Raw genomic sequence first — 20143 nt, forward strand, 5'->3', positions numbered from 1 at the left:
CCGCGCGCCCGCAGGTACCCACACACGACGACTGGAGATACCCCGATGACACCGCCGTCCACCGTCACACGCCGGGCCACGACCTCCCCGCATGCCTGGAGCCTGTCGTGAAGCATCCCTCGGTCAGAGCGGTTTTTCTGTTCGGCATCTCGTGCCTGTTCGCGGTGGTGTTCGCCGCACCCGCGTCTGCGCACGACAGTCTGAAGAAGAGCACACCCGCTGCGAACGCCGTCGTCTCCGGCCTCGATGAGATCGAGCTGGAGTTCAGCGCGCATGTCAGTTTTCCCGTGGTCGTTCTTCATAACGCGGCCGGGCGTCGCTTCGAATCGGGGACTCCGCGCGTCGACGGCTCCACGGTGGTGGAAGGGGTCGCAGGCCCGCTTTCACCGGGCAGCTACACCATCGCCTGGCGGGTCGTCTCCTCCGACGGCCACCCCATCGAAGGGGAGATACCGTTCATCGTCGGATCCTCGTCGGCGGCATCGGCAGGAGGGACGGCGCCCGTCGCCTCCCCGGTGGCCGGAGAGGAAGGCCCAGGTCAGGAGACCGGCACACCCGGCTGGATCTGGGCGGTCGTGGCCGCGGTCGTGGTTCTCGGAGTGGCCGCCGTCCTGGTGGCGCGGGGCAGGAAACCGCCGACGCCACCGCTCCCGGACGACGTGGAGGACCGCCCATCGGGTCCCGAGAACGGTGAACGCGGGTGACAAGGAAAACAGCCAGAGCGTTTCTCCTCCTCGGCTTTCTGAGCGCCGTCCTGGGAGCATTCGCCGCACCGGCGCTGGCACACGACACCCTGCGATCGAGCACACCCGCCAGCAACGCCGTGGTCTCCAGCCTCGACCTCATCGAGCTGGAGTTCAACAACAATGTGCGCTATCCCGTCGTGCTCCTGCACGACGCGGCCGGGCAGCGCTTCCCCTCCGGCACACCCCGAACCCGCGGCGCCAAGGTGCTTGTGGACGTCGACGAGCCGCTTCCCTCCGGCAGCTACACCGTCGTCTGGCGGGTCGTCTCCGCCGATGGCCGCCCCATCGAAGGAGAGATCCCCTTCATCGTGGGTTCCTCGTCGGCTGCGCTGCCGAGCACCCTCGTGTCCAGCACCCCGGTGTCCAGCGTCTCCGTTTCCAGCACCTCCGTGTCCAGTATCCCCGTGCCCAGCCCGGTTCCGGCCCGCACACCCGTGAGCGCGACGGGCGAGACGGACGAGCAGGGCGCCCTCCCCGGCTGGACATGGGCGGTCATGGCCGGGTTGGCACTCGCCGGAGCCGTGGCACTGCTGATGTGGCGGAGAAGGAAACCCGCCGGCGGGGACACCCCTTCCTGACCGCCGTATTTCCCAAGACCAGTTTCCGGACCGGACAGCCGCTGATGCGACGTCTCCCTCCGGCCTTCCATCGTCCGCGCCGGCTTCCGGCCGATGTGACAGCCGGCGCGCCTTTCGTACGAAGGATCATCTTCGATGGCAGATGACGAATTTCCCCTCATGCAGTTCCTCCGTCAGGGTTTCGATCCTGTGGCGGAGCTCGGACGCATTCGATCCGAGCAGCCCGTCTTCCCGATGCGGATGCCCGACGGGTCCACCGTCTGGCTGGTGACCCGGTATGACGACGTCCGGGCGGTGCTGGGCGACGCGGCCCGGTTCAGCAACGACTTCGCGAACGTGATCGCCGCGGGAGCGAACCAGGAAGACCCGGGCGGTCTCGGCTTCCGCGACCCGCCCGAGCACACGCGGCTGCGGCGCCTGCTGACGCCCGAGTTCACCATGCGGCGGCTGCGGCGGCTGGACGGCAGCATCCAAAAGATCGTCAACGACCACCTGGACGCGATGGAGCAGGCCGGGCGTGAGGCGGACCTGGTCCAGTCTTTCGCCCTTCCCATCCCGTCGCTCGTCGTCTGCGAACTGCTGGGCGTGCCGTACGGCGACCGGTCTGATTTCCTCCGGATGAGTGCCGACAGGTTCGACCTGTCCGCCGGTCCCGAAGCGTCCATCCAGGCGGTCAACGACTCGATCACCTACCTGACCGATCTGGTCGCCAAGGAACGCGCGAACCCCGGCGACGGCCTACTGGGCACGCTGCTGCGCGAGCACGGTGACGAGGTGAGCGATCGCGAGCTGGCCGGTCTGGCCGACGGCCTGCTGACCGGCGGGCACGACACCAGCACCAGCATGCTCGCTCTCGGCACACTGTGGCTGCTGGACAATCCCGAGCAGGCCGCCCTGGTCCGCGACACCGACGACCACGTCGACAAGGTCGTGGAGGAGCTCCTGCGGTACCTGACAGTTGTTCAGGTCGCCTTCCCGCGCTTCGCCCGAGAGGATCTCGTGCTGGCCGGGCAGCCCATCGCCAAGGGGCAGATGGTGCTGTGCTCACTGACCGCCGCCAATCGCGATCCCGCTCTCGGCACGGACATGGACCTGGCCGTCCCGGGGCGCAAGGTGAGCCCTCACGTCGCCTTCGGACACGGCATCCACAGATGCATCGGGGCTCCTCTGGCGCAGATGGAGATGCGCATCGCCTTCCCCGCGCTGCTACGCCGTTTTCCCGGTCTGCGGCTGGCCGTGCCGTTCGAGCAACTCGCCTTTCGCGAGATCTCCATCGTCTACGGTCTCGATTCCCTGCCGGTCGCCTGGTAGCACCGCTCGCCGGGGAACGACCGGCTCTCCGGTCGTTCCCCGGCCACCTACCGATGTCCGAACAACCCACGGAGCGACAGGGCTGCGAGGCCGAACGCGTCCGCACATCCACAGGCGACGTTCATCACGCTGATGCCGATGGGTCTTCTCGGCAAGGCGTCAGGCTGACAGGATGATGTTCGTGTCCCCCCGGCATCCGGTGCTGCGCATGGCGCGAGCCCTCGTCTTCGCGACGGTGTGCGTCGTCATCTCCGCGGCCGGCCATGCCTTCGCCGGGGGCGGCTCCGTGCCGCCGGGCATTCTGGGCGCCGGGGCCCTGGCGGCCACGGTGCTCGCGTACGCGCTCAGCGGGCGTGAGCCCCGGCCCGAGGTCCTGCTCACAGCGAGCATCGGCACTCAGGCGCTTCTTCACGAGCTGTTCGCCCGGACGGCGACGTCAAGCGCGGAACATCTCGCCCACGGCGCGCACGCCGACCACGGGCATCTCGGCATCGGCATGGCGCTGGTGCATCTCGTGATCGGGACGATTTCCGGCTGGTGGCTCTACCGCGGCGAGGTCGCGATCTGGCTCCTGCTGTGCCTGCTGGCCATGGGCTCGGTCACGGTTCTGCGCTGGCTGCTCGGCGGCGCCACGCCGGTGACGACGCCGGTGAAGCAGGTCTCGCCGATCGCGTGTGCGCGGGCGTACGGCGGCAGGCGGGAGATCGTCTCAGCGATCCACCGACGTGGGCCGCCCGTGTCCGTCCTGGCCGGCTGACATCTGTCGACGTCCTTGATGGGCTTTTCCTGCCTCGGTGTCGCGATCGGGTGACAAGGCGGAATGCCATCCTGGGTACGCCGCATCATTCCGTGCGCCTCCGTCGGCGTAGGCGATGACACGCCTATTCCGGTCGCGCGACCGCCTTCCGGTGTAGCCGCGCGGTCATCCCGCCTTTGATTGGCGCCGGATGCATCACCGGATGCGTCAGTCGTCAGCTTGCTTCACTTCCCGGTCGACCGCCTGGTCCGCCGGTTCCTTCGCCGTGGTCCGCGCCGGGTCGCGGTCGGTCACGCCTACCCACCTTCCGCAGGAGCATGACCATGTCATCACCTCCCCGAGGTCTGTACGCGCGCGCCACCCCGCTCCGCCTCGCCGGTGTCACCTGCCGGCACGGCCGGCTCGCCGCGGTGGATCGCGTGGATCTCGACCTGGCCCCCGGCGAGCATCTGGCCATCACCGGCACCAACGGGTCGGGCAAGAGCACGTTGCTCCGCGCGATCCTCGGCCTGCACCGCGAGACCAGCGGCCTGATCGAGGTCGGCGGAGTCCGGGCGAGCGGGACGGCCGACTGGGCCCGGCGCCGATCGGAGGTGGCCTGGGTGCCCCAGCGGCAGACCGCGGGCCGCTTCCCGCTCCTGGTGAGCGAGTTGCTCGCGAGCGGCGGCCACATGGAGCGGTCGGTCCGTGCCGCCGAGGAGCTGGGCGTCGGCGACCTGCTCGACCGCCCGCTCGGCACGCTGTCGGGTGGCCAGTTGCAGCGGGCCTACCTGGCGCGTGCTCTGGGCCAGGTGGCGGCGGGCGCGGGGCTGGTGCTCGCCGACGAGCCGACGGCCGCGCTCGACTTCGCGGGGCAGGAGCAGGTGGCGGGCGTGCTCGCCGGGCTCGCGGTGACGGTCGTGGTGGTCACGCACGATCGGGCCGTGGTCGAGGCCAGTGGCCGGGTGGCCGAGATGGCGGCCGGACGGTTGCGGGAGATCGCGTGAGCTCGCTCGGCGTCCTGCTTGACATCCCGTCGGTACGGCTGGCCTTGGTGGCCCTGGTGCTCGGGTCCGTCGCGCTGCCGATCGTCGGGGTCTTCATCGTGGGGCTCGACATCATGCCGGTCCGCTTCGCGATGATGCACGTGGCGCTGCTGGGCATCGCGATCGGGCTGCTGACCGGGCTCGACCCACTGTTGTGCGCTCTTGTGCTGTGCGGGCTGACCGGCGGAGCGCTGACCCCGCTCGCCCGCAGCGCCACCGGCCTGTCCGGGGCGATGGGCCTGCTGATGACGCTCGCGGTCGCCGCCGCGCTGCTGGTGCTGTCGATCTCGGGCGTGAACGCCAACGGCGCCTTCGAACTGCTGTGGGGGTCGATCCTGGCCACCAGGCCCGCCGACGTGCTCGCGCTCGCGGCGCTCGCGGTCGTCGTCCCGCTGCTGTACGCCCTGCGCCGCCGTGATCTTGCCCTGCTCCTGCACGATCGGGAGCTCGCGCTGTGCTCGGGGGTCGCGGTCGAACGGCTGACCCTCATCCTGCTGGTCGTGGTCGCCGTGGCCATCGCGTCAGCGATCCGGCTGACCGGAGCCCTCCTCGTCGACGCGCTGACCCTGCTGCCGGCCCTGGCGGCACGCCGCGTCGGCCGTTCCCTGCCCGCCATGATCCGTTGGTCGGTGATCTTCGGCCTCGCGTTCAACGTGGGCGGCTTCTTCGTCTCGTTGATCTTGGACTTCCCGCCGGGCCCCACGCTCGTGCTCCTGGGCGGGGTGTGCACCCTCCTCCTCCATGCGGTACCCGCCGTTTACTCCCAACGAAGAAAGGCCATCTCCCGATGATTACCCTGCACCGACTACGCCTCGTGGCCGCCGTGACCGCCGTCGTCGCCCTCGCCACCGCCGCCTGCGGCGGCGACCAGAGCGGTACGGCGGCGACTCCCGCCGCCACAGCCAAGGGACTGAAGATCGTGGCCGCGTCCACATGGGAGGCCGGCTTCGCCAGGGCAGCGGGAGCCACCGACGTCGCCGTCATCGTCCCTCCCGGCGTTCAGCACGCGCCCGACTACGACCCGAAGCCGTCCGACCTGGCCAAGGTGGCCCAGGCCGACGTCGTGCTCTATGCGGACTTCGAAGGGTTCGCCGGCAAGATCAAGGATGCGGCGGGATCCAAGGCGAAGCTGATCGCGCTGACGCTGGACAACGCGCCCGCCACCGTCAAGAGCCAGGTCCAGCGGCTGGGTGCCGAGTTCGGCACGGCTGACGCCGCCACGAAGTGGATCGATTCCTTCGACACGAAGTATGCGGCGCTCAAGCAGAAGGTCAGCGCCGCCGCGGGCGGCACCCCGCCGGTCGTCGTCACCCAGGCGTTCGTCGCCTGGGCCGCCGACCTCGCGGGCACCACTCCTGCGGGCACCTACGGCCCCCAGCCGCCCACGGTGAGTCAGATCTCCGAGCTGGCCGCCAAGAAGCCGCAGCTCATTCTGGACAACTCCGCGATGCCCGGAGGCGACGCCCTGGCCAACGTCAACGCCAAACGGGTGGTCATCGACAACTTCCCCGGCCAGGGGCTCGACCTGCTGGAGGTGTTCCAGCGCAACGCCGACGCCCTCACCGCCGCACTCAGCTGACGCGCCGACCAGGGGCGGCCCTGCCCGTGGCCGCCCCTGCCCTGGAGGATCTCGTGGACACACCCGTGCTCATCGTCGGGGGCGGACCGGTCGGCCTGTGCACGTCGATCGCCCTGTCCCGCGCCGGAGTCGCCTCGACACTGGTCGAAAGACACCCCGCGAGCTCACCCTTTCCCAAGGGCCGGGCGCTCAGCATCCGGACCATGGAGGTGCTGCGCGGCTACGGCCTGGAAGACCGGGTCGTGGCGGCGCGGGTGCCCCGCGAGGAGAGCCTGCACTTCTACTTCGGCGCGTCGCTGACGGCCGCCGAGCACACCCGCAACAGCAACGTGCCCGACCCGGCCAGGGCCGCGCTCAGCTCCACCTTCACCGCGGCGAGGTCCCAGGACGTGCTGGAGCCGCTGCTCCGTGAGCACGCCGAGTCGTTCGCTCCCGCCCGGGTGCTCTTCGGATGGGAGCTGACCGGTTTCGAGCAGGACCCCGACAGCGTCACCGCGCGGCTGACGGGCGCGGACGGCCGGCCCTGCATTCTCCGCGCCGCGTACCTGCTCGCCGCCGACGGAGCCTCCGGACGCGTACGGGGCATGCTCGGCATCGCCATGCCAGGCGACCGAGTGCTGAGCCGTAACCTCGACATCCTGTTCGAGGCCGACCTGCGCCCGCACGTCGCCGATTGGCTCAGCCTGGTCTACAGCATCGCGGACCCGGCCCTGACCGGGACGTTCATGACTGTGGACAACCATGGCCGATGGCTGTTCAACCTCGTGCACGACCCCACCCGCCGGTCCGTCGACGGGCTCACCGCGGACGACTGCGCCGATCTGGTGCGGCAGGCCGCGGGCGTGCCGGACCTGGAGGTGAAGGTCGTCGCGACGCAGGAGTGGACGGCCTCGGCCATGCTCGCCGATCGCTACCGGTCGGGCCCTGTCTTCCTGGCCGGTGACGCCGCCCACCCGATGACTCCGTACGGCGGGTTTCGCAAGAACTGCGGCATCCAGGACGCCGACAACCTGGCCTGGAAGCTCGCCGCGGTGGTTGGACGCGACGCTCAGCAGGCGAACGGTCCGATCGCCCCGATGAGCATCGCGAGGCCCGCGGCCAGGAAGAAGTCTCCCCACACCAGCTCATGACGGGTGGCCACACCGTGGACGAGGTCGTAGCAGCCGTCGAGCAGACGGCCGTCACGCAGATGCGATCCCACCAGTTCGGCGAGCACACCTGCCGCCCGGTCGCGCAGGGCGGAGGCGACCCGGCCCTCGGCCAGCGCGGCCAGCTTGAGGGCTGCTACGGCCTCGATGGCCGCGGCGGAGGTGTCGGGCGGACTGCCCTGTCGCACGGCCGAGGCGGGAGGAACCGCGGGCGAGCCGGGCGCGAAACGGGCCGCGACGCAGGGCCGGGCGAGGATCCGGCGCAGATCGCCGGGTGGCAGGACCCGCCCCGTGTGCGCGGCGTCGGCGCAGGCGAGCGCCAGCCAGCCGATGGTGCGGCTCCAGCCGGGAGGCGGCTCGGGATGCGCCCGCCACATGCCGTCCGGTTGGAGCGCCCACGCGGGGACAGCCGTGTCGTCCGTCAGGTCGATCTGCAGGCGCAACTGCGCACCGGCGGCGGCGTCCCCCGGCGACCCGGCCAGGCCGAGCAGGGGCACCAGGCCGGGCAGGGCGTCGACCCTGGCCAGCTCACGGGGGCCCCCGAACGCCGTGCCCCACGGCACCATTCCCAGCGCGGGATCGAAGGCGTCCAGGCAGGCCTGTGCCGCACGCTCTCGCAGCGCTTCAGACTCCGGGCAGTCGCGTGCCAGGGCGGTGCCGTACCAGAAGATAAGGCCGCGGGCTGCGGTGTCGGCCTCGACCCAGGGAGCCAGAGCCGCCGTCCGCCTGCTCGCGGCGGCATGGGCGCCCTCGTCCCCATGCACGACGACCCGCAACCACAACAGACCAGTCCAGAAGCCGCCCGCCCATGAACCGCGAGCGGTGGTCGTCCAGCTTCCCGACGCCGGGTCGGCGTACAGCGGCCACCGTGTCGCGGCTCGCGACTCCGTTTCCGCCACCCGTTCCAGGATCTGGCCGAGGGCCCGCCGCTCCCAGCTCACGCGTGTGCCCTCGATCCGAACCACGCAGGCGCCGCGACGACGGCCGCCGCGGCGAACTCGCCGGCGACCAGCAGCCACGCCGGGCCATAGCCGGTGGCGTCGACGACGATCCCGAAAAGGGGAGGCCCGGCGGCGAAGCCGGCGAAGAAACCGGACGACACGAGCGCGGAGTCGCGGCCGGCCGTACGCGGATCCGCCCACCTGATCACCGCGACCATGCTGACGGCGTTGGCGGCGACGGCGAAGGCCCCGACGACGGCTGCCCCCGCCCATACCAGGAGGGACACGTTTCCGGAGGCGAACAGCAGCAGGGCGGCCGCGCAGGCGCCGGCCGCCAGGGGGGCGAGCAGCGCGTCGGCCCGGGGGATGCGTCCGGCCCGGCGTGCCCAGCCGACTCTGCCCGCGACACCGGTGACGCCGAGCACCGCGACCAGCCACCCCGCGACCACCGGGCTCAGACCGAGCCGCTGTGCCCCGTACAGCGACAGGTAGGTGTTGACCGCCGCGATGGCGCAACCGAGGAGGAAGGAGAAGAAGGCCAGGACGGCGACGCCCCTCCCGGGCGGCGCGGCCGGGCGCCGCGAGTCGGCCCGCGCGGGGTCGGGCGGCAGGGCGCGTGTCGCCCACACCGCGATGAGCAGGGCGATGGCCGCCGAGACAGCGACCGCACCCCGCCAGCCCGCCCACACGGCGACAGTGGCCAGCGGCAGTCCGGCCGCGAGCGCTCCGAGCTGGACGCCGGACTGTTTCCAGCCCGTGACCGCGCCGCGCCGGGTGGGCTCGACCACGGCCAGGATCACCTTGTTGGTGGCGGGATTGGCCAGCGCCTGCGGAAGCCCGCCCAGCGCCACCGCCAGCAGGAGCATCCACGACCCGCCGGAGACGGAGATCAGCGCCAGGGCCGCGGCCGCGATCACCAGCAGGGCGACGAGGCACCGGCGGGCACCGAGCCGGTCCACCCATCGGCCCGCCGTGAACGACAGCGCGGCGGCGATGCCGAAGCCTGCCGTGGTCGTCAATCCGAGCACCGCGCGCGGTACGCCCGCCTCCACCAGACGCGGGCCGAGCGCCCCGATGAGGAACAACTGCACCATGGAGACGCCCATCACAGCGGTGAGCAGTGCGGTGACGCTCCTCGTCCCGGCCGCCTCGTTCGGCGGACGCACCGGCGTTCGCATGGCCTTCTCCTCTCGCCCGGGATTCCGCCCGCAGTAGCGCGTGACGATCGCGCACCAGAAGTCGTGGGTGGGCCCCGGTGAGTTCCCGGACGGAGGGATTCCGGTGACGCCGTCCCGCCGGACGCGCGGGCCGCCGCCTCGTCCCGGCGACCTGTCCGCGCACCAGTCACCCGACGCCGCATCCTCCGAGCTGCTCAGCCACCGCCCGGGACGGAAGGAACGCTCACCATGTTCTCTGTCACCAGTGACCATCGATCTGCCGACGACCACCGGCTCACGGCTCGCCCTGGCCGCACGCGAAGGGACCTCCGAGGACGTGGAGGCGTTCGCCCGCGCGTTCTACCCTGACGTGCGCCGCTTCGTCGCCTATCTGTCCGACGTGCAGGCCGCCGACGACCTGACCCAGGAGACCTTCGTGCGGGCGCTCGGCAGTCTGCCGAGGTTCGCCGGCCGGTCGTCGGCACGCACCTGGTTGCTGTCGATCGCCCGGAGGGTCGTCGTCGACATGTTCCGCTCGGCGGCGGTGCGGCCCGCCGTCGCCGACGTCGCCGACTGGCAGAGTGCGGCCGAACGGTGCCTGCCGCGCGGACTGCCCGGTCACGAGGATGGCGTGGCCCTCGACGACCTGCTCTCCCGGGTGCCGCCCCAGCGGCGTGAGGCGTTCGTCCTGACTCAGCTCATGGGACTGTCGTACGCGGAGGCCGCCGTGCTGATCGGATGTCCGGTGGGCACCGTGCGCTCGCGGGTGGCGCGGGCCCGTCGTCAACTCGTCGCATCCCTGCTGGCCGCCGAACGAGCGGCCTGATCCGCTCGCGCCGCGGACACTGCTGGGGCCGGAGGCAGCTCCGGCCCCAGCAGTCGCTCAGCCTGATGTCAGCAAGCGATCGCGCAGCGCCCGCCGGTCGGGCTTGCCGGCGGGGTTGAGCGGGATTGACTCCACGACGAGCAGCGACTCGGGGTGCTTGCGCTTGTCGAGGCCATGCGCGGCGAGATGCGCGCACAGGCCGGGGAGGTCGACGGTCATACCGGGCCGCGCGACGAGGCACACGGCGAGCCGCTCACCGAACACCGGGTCGGGCACCCCCAGGCAGACCGCTTCGGCCACACCGGGATGAGTGGCCACGGCTCGCTCGACCTCGGCGGGACTGATGTTGAGTCCTCCTCGGATGACGATCTGCTTCAGCCTGCCCACCAGACGCAGACGCCCGTGCTCGTCGATCAGTCCCAGATCGCCCGTACGCACCCAGCCCTCGGCGGTTCGGTAGCGCTGGTTCAATTCGGGCGCCCCGACGTAGCACATGGGAGTCATCGGGCCACGGGCGATGATCTCTCCCACCGGGTCGTCGTTCTCGAGCGGGTCGATGCGGATGTCGGTGACCCGCGGATCCGGTGAGCCGACGACGGTGCCGGGCCCCGCGGCCGGCGGCTCCGGCCGCAGGCCGCCGTGGCAGTTCACCCCGTCGGCCGAGCCGTACAGGTTGACCACGGGACAGCCGAACCGCTCACGGGCCGCCGCGGCGGTCGGGGCGTCCAGGTCGGCGCCGCCGAGGACCAGCGCGGTCATCGGCGGCATCGGTTCCGGCACCGGTCCGGTGAGCATCTTGCGGACCATGGTCGGTACGGCCAGCACGTGCGTGGGCCGGTGGTCGCGGATCGCGGCAAGGGCGTGCTCGGGGGTGAAGTGGTCGAGCAGCACCAGCGTGCCGCCGTGCCTGGCCAGGGTGACGGCGGTGCCGTTGCTGCCGAAGGCGGAGGCCAGCGGGACCAGGAACAGGCACCGCGGAGGGCAGCCGTCCTCGATCAGGGTGGCGAGGAAGTTGCCGCGCCCGCCGGCCAGCGCGTTGTGCGAATAGGCGATCATCTTGGGATCGGCCTCGGAGCCGGAGGAGACGAGGATGCGGGCGGCCTCGTCGGGATCGGGCCGGGCCGGGACGAACCCCGGGTCGTACCCGGCCGTCAACTCGGCCCACGGCACGCTGCCCGCGGGCGCTTCGCCCGGTCCCACGGCGACGACGAACCGCAACGCGGGCAGCCGCTCCGCCGCCGCCACCAGATCGGCCGCATGGCGGACGCCCCGATGCTCCGAGGCGGCGATGACGGCCCTCGCCCCGGAGCGGCCGAGCAGCGAGACCGCTTCGGAGGCGCCCCTGCCGACGGGGAAGGGGAGCGCCACGGCGCCCAGGGCGGCCAGCGCCAGGTCGGCGATCACGGCGTCCGCGCCGTTGGGCAACTGGACTCCGACGACGTCGCCCTCGCACACGCCGAGCGCCCGCAGGCCCGCCGCCGCGGAGCGAGTGAGGATGTCGAGTTCGGCATAGCTCAGGTGTCCCGCCGCGTCGACGACCGCGATCCGGCCGGGATCGGCGACACGGTGCGCCCGGAACAGCGCGTACAGGTCGAGATCGGGGTAGGTGCCCTCGGCGGCCCACTCCCGGCGCAGCGTGGCCGGGACGAGGTCGATCAGCTGAGCGGTCATGAGAACCTCCAGGGGGTCGGCACGATGAGAGCCCCGTGCGCGTCACGGGTGAGGGCCGCGGCGAAGCGCGGATCGCCGGTCATGGCGTCGAGCGCGGCTGTCACCGCCGTGACGCGAACGCCCTCGGCTCGAAGGAAGCGGACCGCCTCCGCCGTGGTGATCTCGCCCTGGTCGCTCAGCCGGCCGCGGGGACCGGTGAGCTCCTGCGCCCGGGTGACGTCGTCGTCGGCGACGGCGACCCAGCCGTCGGCGGTGCGCAGGGGCCGCCGGAATCTCTCCGGGGCTCGGGGCTGTTCACCTCGGGCGGCCCGGAGTAGCGCGGGCCCGGTGAGCATCTCCGCCGCGCCCAGCAGCGAGGAGTCCACCCGTACGCCCCGCCGCTCCCGTTCGCGCAGCAGGAGCCCGGCCAGCACGGCCTCGGCCCCGATGAGGCCGCCGAAGACGTCGAGCAGCGTCATCAGCGACGGGGCCGGGGCCTCGCCCGACGGCCGCACGGCCTCGGCGAGGCCCGAGCGTGCCTGGACCATGAAATCGGTGCCCAGCGGCGCGTCGGGCAGCCGTCCCGCCCAGCCGCTCGTGTACGCGTACACGAGCCGGGGGTTGACGGCCGACAGATCGCCGTCGTCGAGGCCGAGGCGCTCGGCGGTGCCGGGAGCCCAGTTGTGCAGAAATACGTCGGCGCCCGCGACGAGGTCGAGCAGTTCGGCACGCCCCGCCGCCGACTTGATGTCGATCTCGACGGCCCCCTTGCCCCGGTTGAGCGCCAGCCAGCGCGCCGACAGTCCGCCGCAGGTCGGCGGCATGCCCCTGAGCGGGTCGCCACCGGGCGGCTCGATCCTGATGACATCGGCTCCGAGCATGCGCAGAACGCAGGTCGCCAACGGGGCCTGGATGCGCCGGCCGGCCTCCACGACCGTGAATCCGGCGAGCGGCCGGGCGATGTCGGCGGAGGCCGGCCTGCCGGCCGCACCCGCCGTGGCGCCCGGTCCCAGAAGGGACAGCAGCCAGGGCGCGTCCGCGCGCGAATCGGTCAGGCGGTCGACGAGCCGGGTGAGCACGCACAGCGACACGCCTGACCGATCCGCGGCGGCCCGTACGTTATCCCAGGTGTGCGCCCGCGCCCGCGCGTGCAACTCGGGCGGCAGAGGACAGCACGCGGTGGCGTACCGGAACTGGAAGGACCGCCAGGCAGAGCCCGCGAGGCGCTCGGTCGTCCCGAGGCGCTGCCAGAACGTCACCCACACCCGTGAGTCCAGCGTCTCGACCTCGAAGACGACGCCGTCAGAGGTGGTGAACGGCGGACCGCCCGGGGCGAGCGGCACCGCCTCGTCCTCCTCGGCCGCCGCGCAGGCCAGATACTGGGCCACGGCGAGCAGCCCGGCGAGGTCCACGGCGGTGCGCACGCTCTGGACGGCCAGGCCGCGATACCGGCCGATCAGGCCCGCCAGCAGCCCTTGCGACGCCAGGACTCCGGCGGCCATGGACAAGTAGTCGACCGCGAGCCCGCGGGGTGTGCCGTCCCGGCGGCCGTGCACGTGCGCCACCCCGGTGGCGGCCTGCGCGGTGGCCTCGTCGGTCACCTCCTCCGCCGGCGTGACGCCGGCCCAGGCGATCTCCGCGCTGAGGCTTCCGTCCACGCCGGTGAGCGTCACGACCCCATCGCTCCCGGTCGGTGTTCCTTCGAGGTCATGTGCTCCCAGAAGGCGGAGCTGGCGCGCGATCGTCGAGGTGAGCGAGGGCGGGCCGCCCGTACGCACCACGGCGTCGGTGAGCGGGAGGGCCGATCGAATCGTCTCGGGATGTGCCATGACTCTCCTTCCCCGCGGTGAGGCCCCGCGAGCCGTGCATGCCGCGTGTGGAACTCGTCGGCGTCTTTCGGCGACGTGTCCCGTGGAGGAGTCGTACGGATATTTCGCCGAGTTCCCGGAATGTCTGGAAGGTTGCAATGTCGGACTTTGAATGGGGCGAACCGGCCTGCCCGCCGCATGTCCGCCCACTGCGCGAGCGAGTGAGCGCGTTCGTCCGCGATCGGATCGTCCCGCACGAGGACACGTTCGACGCCGGTGGCAGGCGCGCTCGGGAACTGACCGAGCGGCTCACCCGGCAGGCTCGGACCGAGGGCCTGTGGGGGCTGGCGCTCCCGCGCGACCTGGGCGGGGCAGGACTGTCCCTGCTGGAGTACGCGCACGTCGCCGAGGCGGAGGGCGCCAGCGACCACGGCCCCGCCGTGCTCGGTGGATCGGCGCTGCTCGACCTGGTGACCCTGGCCGGGCACGACGCGTACCGCGAGCAGGTCGCCGATGGGCGGTTGTCGCTGTGCAACGCGATGACCGAGCCGGGCACCCCCGGATCCGACCCGGCCCTCACCACGACACGCGCGACTCGGGAGCCCGACGGCTCCTGGACGTTACGCGGCAGCAAGTGGTTCGTCAGCGGCGTTGCCGCTGCCAGCCTCGCCGCCGTGCTCGCCCGTACGGCCGGCGCGCCGCCCGGCAAGAACGGACTGTCGGTGCTGCTCGTCCCCACGTCCTCGCCGGGATTCCGGGTGGTGCGCGAGTTGCCCGTCCTCGGTGCGGGTGGTCAGTGGGAGATCGCCCTGGACGGCGTGCGCGTGCCGGCCGACCACCTCGTCGGTGAGGAGGGCGAGGGCCTGCGCGTGGTGGCGCGGCGCGTACGGCTCGGCCGTCTGCTTCGGTGCCTACGCTGGCTGGGCCAGGCCGAACGCGCCTTCACCCTCATGTGTGGGCGAGCCTGTGACCGGCGGACCTCCACGGGACGGCTGGCCGATCACCAGCTCGTCCAGAAGCTCGTCTTCGACGCGCTGCTCGCCATCAGGACGACCCGGCCGCTCGTCTTCGAGGCCGTCGCCCGTCTGGATGCGGGGCTGGACGCGAGAACAGAGACGGGCCTGGCGAAGGTCGCGGCCGCCCGCATGTTGCGGCAGGTGACCGACGCGGCCATCCAGGTCCACGGTGCGGAAGGACTGGGTCCCGACACCGCGCTGCCCCGGCTGTTCCGCACCGGCCGGACGGCCGGCATCCTCGACGGGCCCGATGAGCTGCACATCACGGCGACGGCCCGACGGGTGCTCCGCGAAAGCCCCGGAAGGTGCGGCGGGTCAGCGGAAGCGGCGCGGCCGGAGGCTGTCGCCAATGAGCGTCAGGCCGGAGGCGTCGACAACGGCGTCAGTACCGGTGCCCATCGCGAATGCGCGGAACCGCCTGAACCGGCGCGGCGGCGTCGTTGACACCGGCCCCGGCCGTGGCGTCCGTCTTCTCGCTGGGGAACGGCCGGGGTTGGCACGCGTCTCTTACTTGGTCGCGTTCTCCAGCGTGCCGCGCAGGCCGCTGGAGGTGAGGACCTGGTCGTCGGGCAGCTTCCTGCCGTCGAGCAGGACCGTGGGAGTGCCCTGGACACCGGAGGAGAAGGCCGCCTGGGTGTACTGCTGGACTTGGGCGGCATGCCTCTGGGATTCCATGCAGGACAGCACGGCCGAGTCGGTGATTCCGGCGTCGTCGGCGAACTTCTTCAAGTCGTCGACCGTGAGGGCGACCCGCTCGTCCGGCTGTTTGGCGAACAGTTCGTCGTGGAAGGCCGTCCAGGAGTCGCCGGGTACGCACCGCGCGGCGGCGGCGGCCCGCAGGGACCCCTGCGGATTGACGAAGGCGATCGGATGGTAGACGACCTTGATCTTGCCTTCCGCGGCGAACTGCTTGATCTGTGCGCCGTTGATGTGCTCGAACTCCTTACAGATCGGGCACTGGAAGTCCTCGTAGATGTCCAGCACCGGCTTCGTCGTCCCGGATCGGGCCATGACGACCGTCCCGTCCTCCTGAACGCTGACGGGGGCGAGGTCGCCGGCGTACGACGTGGGTTTCGTGCGGTTCATCTGCACGAGGATGGTGGCCACGGCGGCGACGAGCACCACCAGGCAGACGGACACGAGCACCAGTCTCCGGCGTCGCTTCTCCCTCTGCGCCTGCCGGATCCGCTCCTGACGCAGCCGCTCGCGCTTCGATGTGCTCATGCATCTCTCCTGATCTTCGAGATTCGGTCGTGCGGCGCGGTCACAGAGCCTCCAGCAGGCTCTGGCCGAGGTAGCCGTGGGAACTCGTCCCGGGTGGGACGGCGAACAGCGCGCTGGTCTCGTGCACGATGAACCGGCTGAGTTCGTCGGCCAGCGCCAGGCGCTGCTGGATCCGGGTGAATCCGTCCCTGGGGTCGCGCTGGAAGGCGAGGAACAGCAGCCCGGCGTCCGGCGCGCCGTCGGGCCGTAAGCCGTCGAAATAGGAGAACCCCTTCCGGAGGATCGTCGCCCCGCCGTTCGACGCGGGGGCGGCCTGCCGCACGTGGGCGCCGGGGCCGATGGCCAGCCCGCCGCCGGGGATCTGCTTGCCGAGGTCGAACGGGGTGAACTCGGTGCCGCCGGACAGCGGGGCCCCGGTGTCCTTGCGCCGCCCGACGATCTGCTCCTGCCGTTCGCGTGACAGGGTGTCCCACGCGTCGAGCAGCATCCGGATGCGCCGGAACACCAGATAGCTGCCTCCGCGCATCCACCCCGGATCGGTGGCGAAGATGTGCGTGTCGAACCCCGGCTCGCCCACTTTCGGGTTGCCCGTTCCGTCGAGCTGGCCCATGAGGTTGCGGGGGGTGGCTCCCTTGGCCACGGTGACTCCGTCGACCGCGTTGAAACCGCTCATCTGCCATCGCACGGCCGCCGTTCCGCGTGCCGTACGGCTCAGCGCCCGCAGGGCGTGGGCGACGACGACCGCGTCGTCGGCGGTCAGCAGCACGCCGATGTCGCCGTCGCCGCGCCCCGGGTCCAACTGGTCGCGAGGGAAGGGCGGGATCGCGGCGAGTTCGGCGGGAACGGCCATCGTCAACTTGCGCAACAGCGAGGCGCCGAAACCCACGGTGATCGTCAGAGAGGACGGCCCGTGACCCAGCGCCATGGCGTCGTCTCCCGGCACGGGCTCGCCCGCCGTCAGCAGCCGGGCGTCACGTGTCCATGTGCGCAGCAGAGCTTCCAACTGGCGGGCCGTGACGCCGGGGGCCAGGTCGAAGGCGGCGAACCACCCGTGTGCGGCGGCCGGGGCCAGGACGCCGGCCTGGTGGGCGCCGTCGAACGGAATGCGCCGTCCGCCCACCTCCTCGGCACGCTCCCCTCGCAAGACCGAGGCCGCGGCGTCGCCGCCCACCGCTCCCGCGACGGCCGCGACGCCGGCCGCCGAGGTCGCCGCCAGCACGCCGCGCCGGGTGAACCGGCGCGGTGCGCCCGCGGCGCTCATGGATTCGGAGCCGGGGGACGGTAGCCCACCGGCATAACGGGAGCGGTCACCGTGATCTGGCCGAGCTTGGCGAAGCTCAGCATGAGTGTCACGTGGTCGCCCTGCTTCAGAGCCCGCGCCGGCGACTCGATCATGATGTGGTAGCGGCCGGGGCTGAAAGCGACGGTGCCGTGTGCGGGTACGGTCACCGAGTGGAGCATCGTCATGGTGGTGCCGGTGTTCTCGTGCATCATCGACATGTCGGAGACGTCGGTGTGGACGCCGGTGAGCACGGCGGGGACGTTGCCGGAGTTGGTGACGGTGAAGTAGGCGGCGGCCACGTCCGGGGAGGCCGGTTGCGGAACGTACGCCCCTGTCACGCGCAGATCGGAAATCTTCATAGGCCCGGCGTGGCCGGTCGACACCCAGGCGATCGCGGCCACGACGGCGGCCACGACGATACCCGCGACGATCAGAGGCGTGCGGGTTCTCGCGAGAGCGGTCATGACGCCGCTCCTTGGCCGCCGGCACCCGGTGTGGAGCTTCCCAGCGTGACTCGCCCGAGCAGCTTGCGCAGGTCGGCCACGTAATCGGCGGACGATGTGCCCGAGCTGAAGATCAGGCGGCCTCGGTGGGTGCCGTCGAAGGCGATGATCTGGGCGCCGTGCGTCACCTCGTATGTGCCCTTCTTGGTCGCCGGCGGCTCCAGCGCGATCCCCACCGACTTGGCCGCGGACCGGATCGTCGCGTAGTCGCCGGTGAGCCCGACGAAGGAGGAATCGAAGGACGCGAGCCACGACTTGACGACCCCTGGGGTGTCCCGGTCGGGGTCGGTGGTGATGAAGACGACGGAGATCTTGTCGCGCTCGGGTCCGGTCAGATCTCTCAGGGCTGCGGCGAGGTCGGCCAGGGTGGTCGGGCAGATGTCCGGGCAGTGGGTGTAGCCGAAGTACACGAGCGTGAGCCGGCCCGCTGTGTCTCGCCGCAGGTCGAACGGCTTGCCGGAGGTGTCGGTCAGCGTCACGTCGGGCTCGGGAAGCGGCTGCTCCAGCCAGGTTCCGTGGAACTCGCGCGCGGGGCCGAGCAACCGTACGGGCGCTGCGGCGGTGTCCGCCGATCCCGCGCAGCCGGCGAGCACTCCGGTCAGGAGCAGCAGGGCGAGCCCGGCCGCCGATCGTCGCACAGCGGACCTTCGCCGGGGCGCCGCCGAAGTAATTGGTGGATGGGTCAAGGTCGTTCCTCGTTCTCGGGCAGGCTGACGGCACGCCTGACCAGGACGATGCCGAGGACGACCACAGGCGGCCCGGGGCCGTGGACGGCCCGGTGCTTCAGACGACGCGGTGCCTTGCCCGGACGAGATCCGGCGCGGTCAGGCGGGATGAAGGGAGATACGCCGTCGCCTCGGGGGCCCCCGACGGACCACGGTGTGCCGGAGCGCGGTCGTGGCCGAAAGATCGTCTTCGTCGTGCGACACGGGCGCCGCGCCCGGGTGGGTGGGGATCGCCACAGGCCCGATAAGAGCGAGAACGCGGCAGAGGTGGGCTGAGACGGCGAACGCCAGCGAACGCAGGGCCCGCCAGAGCGCGCGTTCACCCACCGACAGCCAGAAGGCGACCAACGCGCCCGCCACCGCGTGCGCGGCGAACATCGCCGGGACAGACATCCCGTGATGTGCGGGGATCGCGCCGTGCGCGAGGGCCACCGAGGCCGTGTGCCCCGGCATCATGGTGTGTGCGCCGACGCTGTAGGTTCCGTCCGCCGGGGTCGTCCAGGTGAACCACGCGTGTAGGTAGAGCTGGACCGCCTCCACCGCCGCCAGAAGCCAGCGGGTCGACCGCTCGTGACCGGCCAGCCGGTAGCCGATCATCGTGACCAGGCCTAATGCCATGCCTACCGACCATGCCGGCACCGGCCGCGGGGCCATCAGATCATGACCTACCTGGGACAGGCCAACGCACACCAGGGCGAAAACCCCGGCACGCATCAGCCGAAACCATCCAGGCGGGCGCCGCACGACCTCCACCTCTGCTCTACGCCGCGTAGAGCAGCAGTCTACAGGCGGACCCGCGCGGCAGCGCTAACGGCAACATATCTACTTCTGTTGTCAGCGATCCAAGTTGTGTTCTTTTGTGGTGAAAGTCGGTAATCTCGTCGCTGTCGGTCTTATCGGTCCGAGCCGAATCTCCCTATTCAGGGGCCGTATTTCGTGGAGAGCAGAAGTGACCATGGCGCGCTGGTTGGGCCGGTTGCTTCTGCTGATCATCGTCGGTGTGCTGGCGATGGCCGCCTTGGCGGCGCCTGCTTCCGCCCACGGCCAGCTCGCGATGTCGACACCGGTCAAGGACAGTACGGTGCGCGAGCCGATGGAGTCCCTCGCGCTCTACTTCACCGAGGCGCCCGCTCCGAACGCGTACTTCGCGGTCACCGCTCCCAGCGGTGCCCGGGTCGACCGGCCCTGGACGCACGGTGGACCCAAGCGCCTCGACAAGCCGGTCCAGGAGTATCACCTGGTGAACGGCTTCTGGGAACCGAGCGTGTACAACACCGGATACCCGGCGCAGATCCCGGTCGCCTACTGGCCGGAGCGGGGCGAGTACGTCGTCCGGTATCTGTCGATCGCCTCGGACGGGGAGCCGGTGCAGGGTGAGCTGCGGTTCACCTACAAGGGCCCGACCTCGGGACCGCCGAAGGGCTGGCAGGCCCCGGACGACGAGCCCGACCCCAGCCTGCTCGCCTCGGCCGAGCCAGGAAGCGGCGCCCAGCCCCCGGCGCCGCAGAGTGGGGGCAGCCCGGCGGCGATGGGCCCCGCGGCGCCACAGGCTGGCGCCGGCGCGGCCGCGGTTCCCGAAACCGGTGGCAGTCAGGGCGCCGTGCCCGAAACCGGCACGGCCGGCACCGCCGCGAGGGCAGCGCAGCCGGGCGACTCCGGCAGCGGGTTGTCGGTATGGCTGGTGCCCGCGGTCCTGGTCGTCGGAGCGGGCGTCCTGGTGGTGCGGGCAGCGCGGAGACCTGCGCCCGTCACCCCGGCGCCCGGGCGGCCTTCCGGCCGCCCACAGGCGAAGAAACCCGCACGCGCGGCGTCGTCGCGCACCCCAGAGCGTTCCAAATCCACCAGGCGACGCTGACGCGCCACCACC

20 protein-coding genes are annotated in these 20143 nt (G+C 71.5%); 11 read left to right on the forward strand and 9 right to left on the reverse strand.

Annotation, left to right across the window (positions count from 1 at the left end):
• Positions 1 to 107: 107 nt before the first annotated feature.
• From OHB01_RS25625 to OHB01_RS25660, 8 genes are all read left to right on the forward strand, one after another.
• Complete coding sequence (locus tag OHB01_RS25625; protein WP_168066547.1) at positions 108 to 704, forward strand: copper resistance CopC family protein; 597 nt, start codon at positions 108 to 110, stop codon at positions 702 to 704.
• Complete coding sequence (locus tag OHB01_RS25630; protein WP_142651863.1) at positions 701 to 1324, forward strand: copper resistance CopC family protein; 624 nt, start codon at positions 701 to 703, stop codon at positions 1322 to 1324. The genes OHB01_RS25625 and OHB01_RS25630 overlap by 4 nt, the downstream gene beginning before the upstream one ends.
• 135 nt (positions 1325 to 1459) lie before the next feature.
• Entirely contained in the window at positions 1460 to 2635 is a 1176-nt protein-coding gene (locus tag OHB01_RS25635; RefSeq protein WP_142651862.1) for a cytochrome P450, read from the forward strand.
• A 172-nt stretch (positions 2636 to 2807) separates the two neighbouring features.
• Positions 2808 to 3392 carry a hypothetical protein gene (locus OHB01_RS25640; protein WP_142651861.1) on the forward strand — a complete coding sequence of 195 codons (585 nt, stop codon included), beginning with the start codon at positions 2808 to 2810 and terminating at the stop codon, positions 3390 to 3392.
• 323 nt (positions 3393 to 3715) lie between these two features.
• Positions 3716 to 4378 (forward strand): metal ABC transporter ATP-binding protein, encoded by a 663-nt coding sequence (locus tag OHB01_RS25645; protein ID WP_142651860.1) that lies wholly within the window; start codon positions 3716 to 3718, stop codon positions 4376 to 4378.
• Entirely contained in the window at positions 4375 to 5208 is an 834-nt protein-coding gene (locus tag OHB01_RS25650; protein ID WP_142651859.1) for a metal ABC transporter permease, read from the forward strand. Before OHB01_RS25645 ends, OHB01_RS25650 begins: the two co-directional genes overlap by 4 nt.
• Entirely contained in the window at positions 5205 to 5996 is a 792-nt protein-coding gene (locus OHB01_RS25655) for a metal ABC transporter solute-binding protein, Zn/Mn family (protein WP_142651858.1), read from the forward strand. The genes OHB01_RS25650 and OHB01_RS25655 overlap by 4 nt, the downstream gene beginning before the upstream one ends.
• A gap of 53 nt (positions 5997 to 6049) precedes the next feature.
• Positions 6050 to 7126: an FAD-dependent monooxygenase gene (locus tag OHB01_RS25660; RefSeq protein ID WP_168066545.1), complete on the forward strand. Its 1077-nt coding sequence runs from the start codon at positions 6050 to 6052 to the stop codon at positions 7124 to 7126.
• Here OHB01_RS25660 and OHB01_RS25665 read toward each other — a convergent pair.
• The gene (locus tag OHB01_RS25665) at positions 7045 to 8085 is read right to left on the reverse strand and encodes a sugar ABC transporter permease (RefSeq protein ID WP_142651856.1); all 1041 of its coding nucleotides are present in this window, start codon (positions 8083 to 8085) and stop codon (positions 7045 to 7047) included. The two genes, OHB01_RS25660 and OHB01_RS25665, sit on opposite strands and share 82 nt — an antisense overlap.
• A complete protein-coding gene (locus OHB01_RS25670; protein WP_205831150.1) occupies positions 8082 to 9263 on the reverse strand; it encodes an MFS transporter in 1182 nt (393 codons plus the stop codon). The genes OHB01_RS25665 and OHB01_RS25670 overlap by 4 nt, the downstream gene beginning before the upstream one ends.
• A gap of 244 nt (positions 9264 to 9507) precedes the next feature.
• Between OHB01_RS25670 and OHB01_RS25675 the strand changes: the two genes are divergently transcribed.
• On the forward strand, positions 9508 to 10068 hold the full coding sequence (locus OHB01_RS25675) for a sigma-70 family RNA polymerase sigma factor (RefSeq protein ID WP_328854067.1): 561 nt from the start codon (positions 9508 to 9510) through the stop codon (positions 10066 to 10068).
• Between the two features lie 57 nt (positions 10069 to 10125).
• Here the strand turns inward: OHB01_RS25675 and OHB01_RS25680 are convergent, their stop codons facing one another.
• Positions 10126 to 11739, reverse strand: coding sequence for a class I adenylate-forming enzyme family protein (locus OHB01_RS25680; protein ID WP_142651855.1), 1614 nt, complete (start codon positions 11737 to 11739; stop codon positions 10126 to 10128).
• The gene (locus OHB01_RS25685; protein ID WP_142651854.1) at positions 11736 to 13547 is read right to left on the reverse strand and encodes a CoA transferase; all 1812 of its coding nucleotides are present in this window, start codon (positions 13545 to 13547) and stop codon (positions 11736 to 11738) included. The genes OHB01_RS25680 and OHB01_RS25685 overlap by 4 nt, the downstream gene beginning before the upstream one ends.
• Before the next feature lie 137 nt (positions 13548 to 13684).
• On the opposite strand from OHB01_RS25685, the gene OHB01_RS25690 reads away from it, so the two are divergent.
• A complete protein-coding gene (locus OHB01_RS25690; RefSeq protein WP_142651853.1) occupies positions 13685 to 14986 on the forward strand; it encodes an acyl-CoA dehydrogenase family protein in 1302 nt (433 codons plus the stop codon).
• Positions 14987 to 15049: 63 nt separating this feature from the next.
• Here OHB01_RS25690 and OHB01_RS25695 read toward each other — a convergent pair whose 3' ends face one another.
• The 5 genes from OHB01_RS25695 to OHB01_RS25715 form a co-directional block, all read right to left on the reverse strand.
• Complete coding sequence (locus OHB01_RS25695) at positions 15050 to 15766, reverse strand: DsbA family protein (protein WP_142651852.1); 717 nt, start codon at positions 15764 to 15766, stop codon at positions 15050 to 15052.
• A 40-nt stretch (positions 15767 to 15806) separates the two neighbouring features.
• Positions 15807 to 17027 (reverse strand): Dyp-type peroxidase, encoded by a 1221-nt coding sequence (locus OHB01_RS25700; protein WP_142651851.1) that lies wholly within the window; start codon positions 17025 to 17027, stop codon positions 15807 to 15809.
• Positions 17024 to 17512: a copper chaperone PCu(A)C gene (locus OHB01_RS25705; protein ID WP_142651850.1), complete on the reverse strand. Its 489-nt coding sequence runs from the start codon at positions 17510 to 17512 to the stop codon at positions 17024 to 17026. Before OHB01_RS25705 ends, OHB01_RS25700 begins: the two co-directional genes overlap by 4 nt.
• Positions 17509 to 18189 (reverse strand): SCO family protein, encoded by a 681-nt coding sequence (locus OHB01_RS25710; protein ID WP_168066543.1) that lies wholly within the window; start codon positions 18187 to 18189, stop codon positions 17509 to 17511. The genes OHB01_RS25705 and OHB01_RS25710 overlap by 4 nt, the downstream gene beginning before the upstream one ends.
• A gap of 186 nt (positions 18190 to 18375) precedes the next feature.
• Positions 18376 to 18990: a hypothetical protein gene (locus OHB01_RS25715; protein ID WP_147942089.1), complete on the reverse strand. Its 615-nt coding sequence runs from the start codon at positions 18988 to 18990 to the stop codon at positions 18376 to 18378.
• 241 nt (positions 18991 to 19231) lie between these two features.
• Here OHB01_RS25715 and OHB01_RS25720 point away from each other — a divergent pair, with 241 nt between their 5' ends.
• The gene (locus OHB01_RS25720; protein ID WP_142651847.1) at positions 19232 to 20131 is read left to right on the forward strand and encodes a copper resistance CopC family protein; all 900 of its coding nucleotides are present in this window, start codon (positions 19232 to 19234) and stop codon (positions 20129 to 20131) included.
• Positions 20132 to 20143: the final 12 nt, after the last annotated feature.

This window comes from Microbispora hainanensis (assembly GCF_036186745.1).
Taxonomy (GTDB): Bacteria; Actinomycetota; Actinomycetes; order Streptosporangiales; family Streptosporangiaceae; genus Microbispora.